General features: G+C 47.4%; 14 protein-coding genes. 13 read left to right on the forward strand and 1 reads right to left on the reverse strand.

From position 1 onward, the window contains the following. Position 1: 1 nt before the first annotated feature. Positions 2–274, reverse strand: a complete 273-nt coding sequence (locus tag AC9UC2_RS05365; protein ID WP_509526119.1) for a DUF3099 domain-containing protein — start codon at positions 272–274, stop codon at positions 2–4. Between the two features lie 192 nt (positions 275–466). Here AC9UC2_RS05365 and infC point away from each other — a divergent pair, with 192 nt between their 5' ends. From infC to tyrS, 13 genes are read left to right on the forward strand one after another with little or no spacing between them, the layout of a single operon-like run. Beyond that, complete coding sequence (gene infC, locus AC9UC2_RS05370) at positions 467–1,117, forward strand: translation initiation factor IF-3 (protein ID WP_509526121.1); 651 nt, start codon at positions 467–469, stop codon at positions 1,115–1,117. 4 nt (positions 1,118–1,121) lie between these two features. Beyond that, positions 1,122–1,319 carry a 50S ribosomal protein L35 gene (gene rpmI, locus AC9UC2_RS05375; protein WP_445821734.1) on the forward strand — a complete coding sequence of 66 codons (198 nt, stop codon included), beginning with the start codon at positions 1,122–1,124 and terminating at the stop codon, positions 1,317–1,319. A 12-nt stretch (positions 1,320–1,331) separates the two neighbouring features. Beyond that, a complete protein-coding gene (gene rplT / locus AC9UC2_RS05380) occupies positions 1,332–1,691 on the forward strand; it encodes a 50S ribosomal protein L20 (protein ID WP_509526124.1) in 360 nt (119 codons plus the stop codon). Positions 1,692–1,700: 9 nt separating this feature from the next. Continuing rightward, entirely contained in the window at positions 1,701–2,480 is a 780-nt protein-coding gene (locus AC9UC2_RS05385) for a TrmH family RNA methyltransferase (RefSeq protein ID WP_509526127.1), read from the forward strand. Positions 2,481–2,508: 28 nt separating this feature from the next. Continuing rightward, positions 2,509–3,516 carry a phenylalanine--tRNA ligase subunit alpha gene (gene pheS / locus AC9UC2_RS05390; RefSeq protein WP_509526130.1) on the forward strand — a complete coding sequence of 336 codons (1,008 nt, stop codon included), beginning with the start codon at positions 2,509–2,511 and terminating at the stop codon, positions 3,514–3,516. Next, a complete protein-coding gene (gene pheT, locus AC9UC2_RS05395) occupies positions 3,516–5,972 on the forward strand; it encodes a phenylalanine--tRNA ligase subunit beta (protein WP_509526132.1) in 2,457 nt (818 codons plus the stop codon). Before pheS ends, pheT begins: the two co-directional genes overlap by 1 nt. Before the next feature lie 47 nt (positions 5,973–6,019). Then, positions 6,020–7,042, forward strand: a complete 1,023-nt coding sequence (argC, locus tag AC9UC2_RS05400) for an N-acetyl-gamma-glutamyl-phosphate reductase (protein ID WP_509526135.1) — start codon at positions 6,020–6,022, stop codon at positions 7,040–7,042. After that, positions 7,039–8,181: a bifunctional glutamate N-acetyltransferase/amino-acid acetyltransferase ArgJ gene (gene argJ / locus AC9UC2_RS05405; RefSeq protein WP_509526138.1), complete on the forward strand. Its 1,143-nt coding sequence runs from the start codon at positions 7,039–7,041 to the stop codon at positions 8,179–8,181. The genes argC and argJ overlap by 4 nt, the downstream gene beginning before the upstream one ends. Next, positions 8,178–8,963 (forward strand): acetylglutamate kinase, encoded by a 786-nt coding sequence (argB, locus tag AC9UC2_RS05410; protein ID WP_509526140.1) that lies wholly within the window; start codon positions 8,178–8,180, stop codon positions 8,961–8,963. Before argJ ends, argB begins: the two co-directional genes overlap by 4 nt. Further along, on the forward strand, positions 8,960–10,129 hold the full coding sequence (locus AC9UC2_RS05415) for an acetylornithine transaminase (RefSeq protein ID WP_509526143.1): 1,170 nt from the start codon (positions 8,960–8,962) through the stop codon (positions 10,127–10,129). Before argB ends, AC9UC2_RS05415 begins: the two co-directional genes overlap by 4 nt. After that, the gene (argR, locus tag AC9UC2_RS05420; protein ID WP_509526145.1) at positions 10,119–10,601 is read left to right on the forward strand and encodes an arginine repressor; all 483 of its coding nucleotides are present in this window, start codon (positions 10,119–10,121) and stop codon (positions 10,599–10,601) included. Before AC9UC2_RS05415 ends, argR begins: the two co-directional genes overlap by 11 nt. After that, a complete protein-coding gene (argH, locus tag AC9UC2_RS05425) occupies positions 10,601–12,028 on the forward strand; it encodes an argininosuccinate lyase (protein WP_509526147.1) in 1,428 nt (475 codons plus the stop codon). The genes argR and argH overlap by 1 nt, the downstream gene beginning before the upstream one ends. Next, positions 12,025–13,290 carry a tyrosine--tRNA ligase gene (tyrS, locus tag AC9UC2_RS05430; RefSeq protein WP_509526150.1) on the forward strand — a complete coding sequence of 422 codons (1,266 nt, stop codon included), beginning with the start codon at positions 12,025–12,027 and terminating at the stop codon, positions 13,288–13,290. The genes argH and tyrS overlap by 4 nt, the downstream gene beginning before the upstream one ends. The last annotated feature ends 588 nt before the right edge of the window (positions 13,291–13,878 follow it).

Here is a 13,878-nt window from a genome sequence, read left to right on the forward strand (position 1 = left end):
ATTAATCGAGTGCTAATGGCTTGTCTTCTACGATGTCAGATCCTCTAGTAACTGTCTCGCGACCAGCATTTGCAATGACAACAGCAAAATAAGGCAAGGTCACGGCGCCGGCTAAAGCAAACCAACGATATGGGCTAGGCAGAATTACGGTCAGAATGAAACACGCTGTACGGATCATCATCGAAATGAAGTAGCGCTTCTGGCGGCCAGCTTGATCACGGGTAAGCGCATTTTGCGCACTCGTGATGTCGAAAATCTTCTTTTCCTTGGCCATGGTTCAAGGGTAGTGCTCCGCCCTTGCCTTCGCCCCTTGGGATTAGGCTCAATTTCTCCTTTTCGGCCCCAACGGGTAATCTTTGCCCCAGACCAGTGGCGTAACAACCACTGCAAGAGGAGTTACCGCTCCCACCTTCATCGCCACTAGTGCGGGCTGGTTTGTCGGATAAGAGAAGTATTTCTCTTGCCCTTGCGGTTTTCTTTTGCAGCGCTGTTACACCAAAGCGTTTACGAACCGAAGGAGCACAAAGTCAGCACTGAACCACGCATTAATGATCGAATTCGCACACCCCAAATTCGTCTGATCGGTTACACCGGTGAACAAGTTGGAGTAGTAGATATCGATACAGCGTTAAAGATGGCAGATGAAGTCGGCCTCGACCTAGTTGAGATCGCACCTGAAGCCAATCCACCTGTTTGCAAAATCATGGACTTCGGAAAGTACAAATACGAAGTTGCACAGAAGGCACGGGAAGCGCGTCAGAACCAGACCCACATTGTGGTGAAGGAAGTGCGGTTGACACCAAAGATCGAAAACCACGATTACGAAACAAAGCGTAGTCAGGTTGAGAAATTTCTTAAGGGTGGCGACAAGGTTAAGGTGACAATGAAGTTCCGCGGACGCGAACAAACGCGACCTGAGTTGGGTTACAAGATGTTGCAACGTCTTGCAGAAGATATTGCAGCGGTAGGTTTTGTTGAGTTTGCTCCCAAGCAAGAGGGACGAAACATGACCATGGTTCTTGGGCCAACAAAGAAAAAGACAGAAGCAGTTGCAGAAGCAAAGGCAGCACGCAAGGCGAAAGCTACTGCAGCTGCAGAGACTACGGATGGAGCTTAAGAAGATGCCAAAGATGAAAACACACAGTGGTGCGAAGAAGACATTCCGCATCACAGGTTCTGGAAAGGTTATGCACGAGCGCGCAGGAAAGCGCCACTTGCTCGAGCACAAATCTTCACGAGTCACACGTCGTCTATCGACAGAGTCAGCTGCAAAGCCAACTGTCGCAGTAACCGCCAAGCGCATGCTTGGTTTGAAGTAAGGAGCCGGTTAAATGAGAGTAAAGCGCGGAGTACACGCAGCTAAGAAGCGTCGCACAACTCTTGAACGTGCCAGCGGATATCGCGGACAACGTTCACGTCTTTTCACAAAGGCGAAAGAGCAAGTTACACACTCAATGGTTTATGCATTCAATGACCGCAAAGATAAGAAGGGCGATTTCCGTCGCCTATGGATCCAGCGCATTAACGCTGGTTGCCGCGAACACGGTCTTACATACAACCGCTTCATCCAAGGCCTTAAGGCTTCAGGTGTCGAAGTAGATCGTCGCGTTCTTTCAGATCTTGCGACAAATGATCCAGCAACTTTCAAGACTCTTGTGGATGTAGCTCGCAAGAGCCTTGCATCACTCTAAGTTCCAATAATGATTGAGAGCCTTAACTCGCCACATATCGCGCGAGTTAAGGCTCTTATTGGTTCTAGGGGAGTTAAGGAAAGAAAGAACGCGAGAGAATTTGTTGCTGAAGGTTTGCAATGTGCGCGTGAAGCCCTTGTTGCCAAGAGTGGCCCGAAAGTAGAAACTCTGTACTTAACAGTAAATGGTCGCGCTAAAGCCGAGGAAATTGCTGAGTTGTCGCAGTTCAACACGGTTGATGTCAGTGATGAAGTCATGAAGCAAATGACTGAAACAATTACTCCGCAGGGAATAATCGCAATCTGCAAGATCCCTGATACACGCTTAGATTCAATTTCACTTAACGGTTCACGTAAATTCATTTATTTGTCCGAGGTACAGGACCCAGGAAATGCTGGAACTATTCTGCGTTCGGCTGATGCTTTCGGAATGGATGCCGTAATTACATCACCAGGTAGCGTGGATATGTTTTCGCCGAAGGTTGTGCGAAGTACCGCCGGATCGCTGTGGCATATTCCTGTTTTTGAATCCGTTGCTCTGGAGGATCTAGTCAATCGCGGAGTTCGTGGATTTTCATTGGGAGCTACCGGAAGTAAGAGTTTAAACGAATACGTATCAGCTGGTGACACCGTTGCGATCTTCGGTAATGAATCACGAGGCCTTTCTACTGGTGGCAATCTCAGTAGCATCGAGAGTGTAAATATCCCGATGCCTGGCAAAGCAGAGAGCCTCAACTTGTCGGCAGCAGCCTCGATTGTTATGTATCACCTATCAAATATGCCGCGTTAAAAAGGCTGTTCCCGATAGAGTTCTCCCTATGCGCGTTGAGGAGATTTCATCCTGGGTTGAAGATGCCCGAAAGGCTTTCGCCTCCGCAACAGATTTAGATTCACTCAAAGTTGCCCGTTTAGCCCATGCCGGAGATAAATCACCAATCGCTCTAGCCTCACGTGGTCTGGGCACACTTTCTCCTGAAGATAAAGCATCCTTCGGAAAAGTTATCGGTGACGCTAAAGCTGCAATTGCCGAAGCCTTGGCACAGGCAACCGCAACTTTAGAAGCAGAGCGCGATCGTAAAGTTTTGCTCGAAGAAGTAGTCGACATTACCTTGCCGGTAAACCGTTCACACCGTGGTGGGTTACATCCGATCTCAATCATCAAAAATGAAGTCTCGGACTTCTTCATCGAACAAGGCTTTGCAGTAGAGGAAGGTCCTGAACTTGAATCGGGTTGGTTGAACTTTGACGCGCTGAATATTCCAGCAGATCACCCAGCTAGAACAATGCAGGACACCTTCTTTATCGAACCGATCGAATCAGGGATGGTGCTACGTACACATACTTCTCCAGTTCAAATTAGAACGATGTTGACCCAGCAACCACCAATCTATGTTGTCTGTCCTGGTCGAACTTTCCGTGCTGATGAATTAGATGCAACGCATAGCCCGGTGTTTCACCAAGTCGAAGGCCTTGTGATCGATAAGGCAATCACGATGGCCCACCTTAAGGGCACGCTCGACAACTTTGCTCGACATATGTTTGGTCCAGATGTAACTACGCGTCTTCGACCATCGTTCTTTCCGTTCACCGAACCGAGTGCTGAAGTAGATATTTTCTTTAATAACCGTTGGATCGAGTGGGGCGGTTGCGGAATGGTTAATCCTAAAGTTCTTGCAACATGTGGAATCGATACCGATGTTTATAGTGGTTTTGCTTTTGGAATGGGTCTAGAGCGAACGCTTATGGTCCGCCACGGCATTACAGATATGCATGACATTGTTGAAGGCGATTTGCGTTTTACCCGTCAGTTTGGGGTAGGTCTCTGATGCGCGCACCCTTAAGTTGGATTAAAGAGTTCGTTGATATTCCTGCTTCAGTGACAGCTGAACAAATCTCTGATGGGCTCATTCGGGTTGGGTTTGAGGTAGAAGAGATCATTAAGCAGGGTGCTGATTTAACCGGACCCTTGAAGTTTGCAAAGGTGCTTTCCATCGAAGAGATCACCGAATTCAAAAAACCTATTCGCTACGTTGGTCTTGATTGCGGCGAAGGTGAAACTCGTTACGTCATTTGCGGAGCAACCAACTTTGCAGTGGGGGATTTAGTGGTTGCAGCACTTCCTGGTGCGATTCTTCCGGGGGAATTCACAATTGGTGCACGCGAGACTTACGGTAAAACCTCTAACGGCATGATTTGTTCAGCCCGTGAACTTGGAATCAGTGATGACCACGCAGGCATCATGGTCTTTGCCGAAAAAGAAGTCACCGTAGGCGCTGACGCGATAGAGGCTTTGCAGATTAATGATGTGATCTTTGATGTAGCGGTTAATCCCGATCGTGGATACGCACTTAGTATCAGAGGTATCGCACGCGAAGTTGCAGCCTCGCTCAATCTAAAGTTCACTGATCCTGTTGATGCACTTCGAACACTTAAGTTTGAGGACAGCGGCAAAGGTGTGTCAGCAAAAATCGCCGATAAGTCAACCGCTTCAGTTTTCTATCTTCGCACGCTTTCTGATTTTGATCCAAAAGCAACTACACCTATTTGGATGCGACGTCGTATCGAGAAAATGGGAATGCGCTCGATCTCTCTGGTTGTAGATGTCACAAACTATGTAATGCTGGAACTAGGGCAGCCGCTGCACGCCTTTGATAAAGACAAAATCAAGAGTGGACTTACGATCAAGCGCGCAGGTAAAGCGCAAAAATTTAAAACTCTAGATGGAGTAGAGCGCACATTAGATCCTGAAGATTTAATGGTGTGTGATGATGAACAACCTTTAGCACTCGCCGGAACTATGGGCGGTCTCTCATCTGAGATAACCGAGACAACAACAGGGATCGCTCTAGAAGCGGTTCACTTCTGTGAAGTCTGCATCGCAAAGAATTCACGTCGTCACAAGCTTTCTTCTGAGGCCTCACGTCGATTAGAACGCAGTGTTGATCCTTCATTAGCCGAATTCGCATCAGCGCGTTTTGTTCAACTTCTAATGGCTCATAGTTCAGCCAAGCACGTGGCAACTGTGGTTGATGGCGAACCGATTTATGCACCCTTGGTCAAGATTGACCCTGATTACGTCTCAAAGATTTTAGGTTTTGATGTTCCTGCTAAGCAGGTCGCAGAACTCTTACGTGTAGTGGGCTGCGATGTCGATGAAAAGAGTTTCACCATTGACCCACCTTCGTGGCGCGCGGATTTGCTAACGGCAGCAGATTTCACCGAAGAAGTAGCCCGCATGATCGGCTACGACAAGATTCCATCCATTCTGCCACCGCGTCCATTGCACGCATCGTTGACTGCGACTCAGAAGCGTCGTCGTGCGGTTGCGACAATGCTTGCAAGTCGTGGATTAGCCGAAGTTCAGACCTTTCCATTTACTAATCAAGCAACCATAGATTCAATGGGTTTTGTCGGAGAACGAGCTGCAACGTACAAGGTAGCAAACCCTATGTCAGAAGAATTCCCATTAATGCGTGTGCATTTAGTGCCGGGACTCATCGAAGTTGCGCAACGCAACATCAGCCGCGGAGCCAAAGATTTTGCGATTTTTGAGATGGGCTCAATCTTCCGCAGTTCACAGAAATTAGTTCCAGCTATTTCACCTAATCTCACAAAGCGTCCAGACCAAAAGATTATTGATCAGATCTTTGCAAGCGTTCCAGCTCAGGGATATCACGTTGCAGGCTTATTAGTAGGCAAGACAGAAAATGAGAACTGGCAAGGCAAAGCGCGAAGCTATAACTGGCAGGATGCAATTGCCTTCGCACAAGATGTTCTAGCGCTGTGCAACCTTGAATGGACAGTAGCGCGATCAGATCTTGCTCCATGGCATCCAGGTCGCTGCGCAGAATTAGTAGTAAATGGCAAAGCTGTAGCTCATGCAGGAGAGCTTCATCCACGAATAGTTGCGGCGTATGGTCTTCCAGAACGCTCTGTCGCTTTCGCAGTTGCGTTGAGCGCTCTTCCTGATTCACAGCTAGTAAGGCCGACTACGGTTGGAACAATGCCTGCCGCTGTCCAAGATGTGGCTTTAATCGTTGATTCAACAGTAAGTGCTGCCAATGTGGAAGCTGCTTTACGCGAAGGCGCCGGAGAGCTCCTTGAATCGATCACACTCTTTGATCGTTATGACAAAATTGGTGATGGCAAAATTTCGCTGGCTTTCACTTTGGTTTTCCGCGCCGCCGATCGCACCCTGACTGGCGAAGAAGTTTCGCTCATGCGCGAAGCGGCCACAGCCCTGGCCGGGGCAAAGTTCGGAGCTGTAGTCCGAACCGCATAATTATGCATAAGGTTGCATAATTATAGATCATCCTTTACTCTTTACTCATGAAAACAGCGGTGATTGGTGCTAGCGGGTACGCGGGCGGAGAGTTGCTAAGGCTACTTGCTACCCACCCACATTTTGAGGTGACGGTTGTGAGCGCGCATACAAATGCAGGGGAGCAAGTAACCTCGGTGCACCCTCAACTGCAAAGCTATTCAGGTCGCACCTTCGTTAATGTCGATTCAATCAATTTCGCAGAGATCCAGTTGGTGTTTCTTGCTTTGCCTCATGGCGAATCGGCTGCATTGATTGCAAAGATTCCTCCACATGTAAAGATCGTGGATCTCGGCGCCGATTACAGATTAGAAGATTCTTTGCAATGGGAGAAGTATTACGGTGGAAAGCACGCAGGTGCCTGGGTATATGGAATGCCAGAACTCGCTCCAGGTCAGCGTGAAGCGATTAAAAAAGAGAGCAAGGTTGCTAATCCGGGCTGCTATGCAACTTCAATTGCACTCGGCATCGCACCAGCTATCAGCGTCATTGATTCTTCAGACATCGTTGTTGTGGCCGCATCAGGTACAACTGGAGCTGGACGCAGCGCGAAGATCAATTTAATTGGTAGTGAAGTAATGGGCTCTCTGACCTCATACAAATTCGGTGGTGTACACCAACACACGCCTGAAATAGAACAAGCATTATCTGCAGTTGCTCAAAAAGAGGCAAAGATTTCATTCACACCGATTCTAGCTCCGATGCCTCGTGGAATCCTGTCAACGATTACGGCAAAGCTTATAAAGCCTATGACAACACAACAGGCGCATGAACTATATGCAAAGCATTATGCAGATGAATTCTTCATAGATCTATTGCCTGCGAGTCTAATGCCGAAAACAAGTGCAGTAACAGGAAGCAACAGGGTTCAGCTACAAGTTGCAGTAGATCAGCACACAAATCGTTTAGTGGTTTCAGTTGCTATCGATAATCTTGGTAAAGGTGCTGCAGGTCAAGCGATTCAAAATGCTAATTTGATTTGTGGATTATCCGAAATAAGTGGCCTTGCCTTAGATGGAATAGGTGCATGAAACTTCCACAAGGGTTTAGATCTGGATCAGTTGCGGCGGGTTTGAAAAGTACCGGAGCACTTGACTTAACTCTGATAGAAAACCAGGGCCCACACTTCACATCGGCGGCTGTGTTTACAACGAACAAGGTCGTGGCTGCCCCTGTAATTTGGTCACGTCAGGTGGCAAAGGGCGGGATAGTTCGCGCAGTTGTTCTCAATAGTGGCGGTGCTAACGCTTGCACAGGCCCACAGGGTTTTGCCGACACACATAGAACTGCCGAACATGTAGGTCAGTTGCTCAACGTTTCAGCAGGTGAAGTAATTGTGTGCTCAACTGGCTTGATCGGGGAGCTGCTTCCCATGGACAAAATTATGATTGGACTTGATTCAATTGCACCAGTTTTGAGCATTGATGGCTTGGATGGCAGTGCTAGAGCAATCATGACAACGGATTCAGTTCCAAAGATCGCCGCGGCTTCAATCAACGGCGCCGAGTTTACCGGTATCGCGAAGGGTGCAGGAATGCTGGCTCCAGCGCTAGCAACAATGTTGTCTGTAGTTATGACCGATGCAATAGTTAGTGGAAATGCACAGCAGATCTTCGAGCGCGTGACTGACCGTACCTTTAACCGTATTGATTCCGATGGATGCACTTCAACCAATGACACGGTTCTGTTAATGGCTTCTGGAGCCAGTCACGTAACGATCTCTGACCAGGAATTAGAGCAGACCTTGATGCAGGTATGTGGTTCTTTGGCAGAACAATTGATTGCAGATGCTGAAGGCTCCACCAAAACTGTTGCGATCACTGTGGTAAACGCTGCTAGTGAGAAAGATGCGGTGGAAATTGGCCGTGCTTGCGCACGCAACAATCTCTTGAAAGCGGCCATATTTGGCGGTGATCCCAACTGGGGAAGAGTATTAGCTGCGGTCGGTACCGCCGATGCGCACATGGATCCGTTGGCTATTGATGTGAAACTCAACGGTGTTCAGGTCTGTTCCAATAGCGCACCTGATGCCAACAAAAACTTAGTTGACTTTGCTAGTCGATTAGTAGAGATTGAAATTGATGTAAAGGTTGGTCAAAAGAGCGCAACCGTACTTACCAATGACTTGTCTCATGATTATGTGCACGAGAATTCGGCGTATTCAACATGATAGTTGTGAAATTTGGTGGTCACGCCATGAAAGATGAGAACGGCAATTTTGCCAAAGCTATTTCTGCGGCCTTAGGTACAGGTGAAAAGGTTGTTGTTGTGCACGGTGGTGGGCCTCAAATAGATGCAGCCCTTAAGGCACGCAATATCGATAGCGATTGGATAGGCGGATTTAGAGTAACGACTAAGGAAATCTTTGATGTCGTTGAAGATGTTCTTGTTAATCAAGTGGGACAAGAAGTTGCAGCAACTTTGAGCGCCTCAGGTATTAAAGCCAGAGCAATTTCAGCTCGGCAATTGCCTACAGTTATTGCAAAGCGAAGAACAACTTTGATCGATGGAACACCGGCAGATCTGGGATATGTGGGTGAAGTTCACTCGGTCGATCCCGGACAACTTCTAGAACTTCTAAATGATGGAATAGTGCCCGTGGTCGCACCTGTTTCCTCCGACCAAGATTTGAAAACCGGATTAAACGTCAATGCAGACTTTGCTGCTGCAGCAATCGCGGCGGCCCTGGGCGCATCAGCGTTAATCGTTATGACCGATGTTGCGGGGATTTACCGCTACTGGCCTGATCAGAGTTCATTGATTGATCAAATCAGTGCAGTCGAACTTGAATCAATCAAAAACAGTTTTGCCGAAGGCATGGCTCCTAAGGTTCAAGCGGCGCTAGATGCATTGTCATTTGGAGCTAAGGCGGTTCGAATTATTGATGGAACAGATCCCGATAGCTTTGCATCAGCTTTGGCTGGTAAAGGCGGAACACTGGTAGTCGCATGACAAATAAAAAAATTCTCAATCGTTGGAATACAGTTGTACAAAACAACTATGGAACGCCCTCTATTGCCTTAATTAAGGGAAAAGGAATCGTTGTCACAGATGCCGATGGCAAGGATTATCTTGATTTTTTAGGTGGTATTGCGACTAGCATTTTGGGACATGCTCATCCTGCGATTGTTAAGGCGGTAAGCAAGCAAGTTTCTACTCTTGGACACGTTAGCAATTTTTACGCACATCCAAACGCAATCGTTTTAGCGGAAAAACTAGTACGCATGACCGGTGACAAAGTTGCCAAGGTTTTCTTCTGTCAATCAGGTGCCGAAGCCAATGAAGCAGCCTTTAAGTTATCCAGACGTACCGGGAAAGTTCGAGTTGTAGCAGCTCAAGGCGCTTTCCATGGACGCACTATGGGAGCCTTATCTCTGACCGGCCAACCTGCTAAACGTGAACCTTTCTTGCCTTTGATTAAAGGTGTTAAGCACGTTCCTTATGGTGACATCGGGGCGATGCGCAAAGCGGTAACCAAGAAAACAGCTATGGTAATTATCGAACCAATAATGGGTGAAGCCGGAGTAATAGTTCCACCGGCAGATTATCTGCAACAACTTCGCACACTCTGTGATGAAAAAGGTGCTTTGCTAGTAATTGATGCCGTGCAAACCGGAATGGGTCGCACCGGTGATTGGTTTGGATATGAGTATTCGGGAATTACGCCAGATGTAATCACCGTGGCAAAAGGCTTAGGTGGGGGATTGCCATTGGGAGCAATGATCGCGTTGGGCAAAGCGGCCGATTTATTCCAACCGGGCGATCACGGTTCTACATTTGGAGGTAATCCCGTAACAACGGCGGCGGGGCTAGCGGCAATTGATGTCATTGAATCCAAGAAATTGCTCGCAAAAGTTAAGAAGCAGGGAGCATATTTAATTCAAGAGTTGGCGCTTATCCCCGGCGTTAAAGAAGTACGTGGCGCAGGCTTATTACTTGGCATAGAACTTGATTCCCTAAAGGCGTCGGACATAGCTACGACAATGCGCAACGCAGGAGTTTTGGTCAATGCAGCCAATGAAACAACTATTCGAATAGCGCCAGCTTTAATCGTGACAGATGCACAAATCAATAAATTTATTTCCATTTTTAGAAAGGCGATTTCAGATGGCAAGTAATGCTCAATCAGTTTCGGCCCGTAGAGCTAAGGCAATCTCTTTAATTCAAGCCGGCAAAGTGCATTCACAATCTGATTTAGTAACTCTGCTTAAAAAAGCTGGGTACAAAGTTACTCAAGCAACAGCTAGTCGTGATCTAGAAGAGATCGGTGCAGTTCGTGCTCGCAATAAAGCTGGTGAAAGTACCTATCAAATCCGGGAAAGTTCAGATGATGCCATTGTGCGAAGCACGCCACTTCCATCTAAATTGATTCTCTCCGTTGACCACAGCGCCAATTTGGCGGTCATTCACACTCCTCCGGGAGCAGCGCAATTTCTAGCAAGTTCTTTGGATCATGCTGGGCTCACTGGAGTAATCGGAACCATTGCAGGGGACGACACGATTATTTTGGTATCCAAGAAAGCCACGGGTGGAGCCCATTTAGCGAAAGAATTGCTCGCTTACGCACAAGGTGACGGAAAGAGGAAGTAATGGCTCTATGGGGCGGACGTTTTGCGCAGGGTCCAGAGGACTCAGTCTTTGCCCTGTCTAGAAGCGTGCACTTTGATTGGCGCTTAGCTCCGTATGATCTTCGTTCATCGATGGCTCACTTAGCTATCTTGAACAAAAGTGGCTTGATCGCGCCTAAGGATGCGGCTGTGATTAGCAATGCCTTAAAGGAACTGACTCAAGAAGTCGCTGCTGGCACCTTTGTTGCCAACGATAGTGATGAAGATGTTCATAGCGCTTTAGAGCGCGGATTAACTGAAAAATTAGGCGCAGTAGGTGGATCACTTCGAGCAGGTCGCTCTCGTAATGATCAAGTCACTACTGACCTTAGGCTTTTTTCAATTGACCACATGCTAGAAATTGCAACACTAGTTACCGCTTTGCAAACTGCAATCTTGGAAAAAGCAGCCGAATACGTCAACGATCCTGCACCCGGCTTTACCCACATTCAACATGCACAACCAGTTTCATTTGGTCATGAATTAGCAAAGCATGCCCAAGCTTTTGCGCGAGATTTAGATCGAATTAATGATTGGTTGTCCCGTACATCGGTTAGCTCCTTAGGTGCGGGCGCACTTGCCGGATCTTCGCTGCCGCTTGAACCGGCATTTACCGCCAAGAATTTAGGTTTTGAATCCACCTTTGCTAACAGTATTGATGCGGTTAGTGATCGTGACTATGTTGCCGAAGCTCTTTTCATTTGCGCCATGATTGGAAATCACCTTTCTAGAATCGGCGAAGAGTGGAGTTTGTGGGCATCGCAAGAGTTTGCTTGGGCACGAGTTGCCGATGCTTATTCGACAGGTTCATCGATCATGCCCCAAAAGAAGAATCCAGATATGGCAGAGCTTGCTCGCGGAAAGTCTGGTCGTTTAGTTGGAAATCTTGTAAGCGTATTGACTATGTTGAAAGGTTTACCTTTTGCGTATAACCGTGATCTCCAAGAAGACAAAGAACCTTTGTTCGACAGTATTGATACCTTGTTGCTGGTTCTTCCGGCGGTAACAGGGATGATTGCAACTACAGATTTTGACCGCGAGAAAATGGCACTTGCCGCGCCAACCGGGTTTTCTTTAGCGACCGAGATCGCGGATTACTTAGCAAAAAAGAATGTACCTTTTTCCCAAGGACATGAGGCCGCCGGCAAATGTGTTGCACTGTGTGAATCATCAGCTCGTGAGTTACATCAATTAACTGATGATGAACTTGCCTCTGTGCACCCACAACTTGATGGGGGAGTGCGTGAATTTCTGACGGTGCATGGCGCATTAAATTCACGGACAACATCAGGTGGAACCGCGCCAACCTTAGTTGCACAACAGATTAAAGATGCCTTAACCGCCAACGGAAAAACTAGCCAAGAAATTGCCAGCAAGCGCAAGGCATTTTCAGAGATGATGAGCGCATGAACCTGATCGAAGATCTTCGCTGGCGTGGATTATTAGCCCAATCAACGGATGAGGCCGCGCTTCTTGAAGCGCTAAAGAAGCCCACGACACTGTATGTGGGCTTTGACCCAACAGCGCCATCATTGCACGCAGGAAACCTTGTCGTCCTTCTGGTGCTACGCCGATTCCAATTAGCTGGGCACAATCCAATTGCACTTGTGGGCGGAGCGACTGGACTTGTTGGAGATCCAAGTGGAAAGAGTGATGAACGTACGCTTAATAGCAATGAAATAGTTGAAAGTTGGGTCAATCGAATTCGCAAGCAAGTATCTGCGTTCTTAGATTTTGACGCGCCTAAAAATCCAGCTCAAGTTGTCAACAATCTGGATTGGACCGCTCCGCTTAGCGCGATCGAATTCTTGCGCGACATCGGTAAACACTTTAGCGTCAACCAAATGTTGTCGAAGGATTCAGTATCAGCCCGTCTAGAAGGTGGAGGAATCTCTTACACCGAATTTTCCTATCAAGTCCTGCAGTCATACGATTTCCTTGAATTATTCCGCCGCAATAACTGCACCTTGCAAGTTGGTGGATCAGATCAGTGGGGAAATATCGTTGCTGGTTTAGATCTGATTCGTCGCGTTGAACAGGGAAGTGGTCATGCATTAACAGTTCCACTGTTGATGAAGGCAGATGGAACTAAGTTTGGAAAAACCGCAGGAGGTTCGGTCTGGCTAGATCCAGAGATGACATCTCCATATGCCTTCTTCCAATTCTGGTTGAACTCAGATGACAAAGATGTTATTAACTTTTTAAAAGTCTTCTCCTTCAAGAGCCATGATGAAATCATTGAATTAGAAAAGTCGCACAACGAAAATCCAGGTTTGCGCGAAGCCCATCGCGCTTTGGCACGAGAGCTCACCGCTTTGGTGCATTCAGAAGAAATAACACAACGGGTAGAAGCTGCCGCACGTGCATTGTTTGGTCAGGGAGAACTTTCAGAACTTGATGAAGCAACACTTGCATCCGCACTGGCCGAACTTCCACGTACAACTATTTCTGCACAAGAAGAAATTCCAACATGGGTGGATCTCCTAGCAGCAACCGGGGTCGTTGACTCCAAATCAGCTGCTCGCCGCATCGTCAAAGAAGGTGGCGCATATCTCAATAATGAGAAGATTTCAGGAGAAGATTTCCGCCCCTCAAAATCTGACTTTTTATGCGGAAAATATGCAGTTTTGCGAAAAGGTAAGCGAGATCTCGCCGCTGTCGAATTAGCCTAAGATTCCGTCAAACGGGCTAAAACGCTAGCGGGCGTGGATAATTCGCAATTTCTTGGCTGTGATTAGTAGGGGCGACATGGTGCCTCGCCGATTTGACCGGTCCAGGCCTGCTATGTATAGTTACGCTCCTTGCTGGGAACGGACGATTTAGGCCGGACAGTAGGCACAGATGCTCAAGAAATTGAGCGTCAGCCAGATCTAGTAACTCTCGAAGGTGCGGTTTGACCGCGCCTGCGTGCATGCACTAAGTTTGGCGATCTGCCCTGAAAATCAGAAGGAATTCTGAAAAGCAGTGCGCATCCGTACCTTGAGAACTCAACAGCGTGCCATAAGTCAATGCCAATAGTGGCTTACTTAGTCATGCTTTCAATAGCGAAAAATCATTGTTTTACAATGCTTTTTGATTAAATAACAACCACGGCAAATATATAAATACCTCAATGAGGTATAGCCATAAAAAGCTATACCCGTTGATTTCCTTTGGTATATAAATGACAAATTAAACGACAGTTTGTTTGTCTGATCGCCAAGATGAAAACTTTCTATGGAGAGTTTGATCCTGGCTCAGGACGAACGCTGGCGGCGTGC

It is taken from the genome of Candidatus Planktophila sp. (genome assembly GCF_036734405.1).
Lineage (GTDB): Bacteria > Actinomycetota > Actinomycetes > Nanopelagicales > Nanopelagicaceae > Planktophila.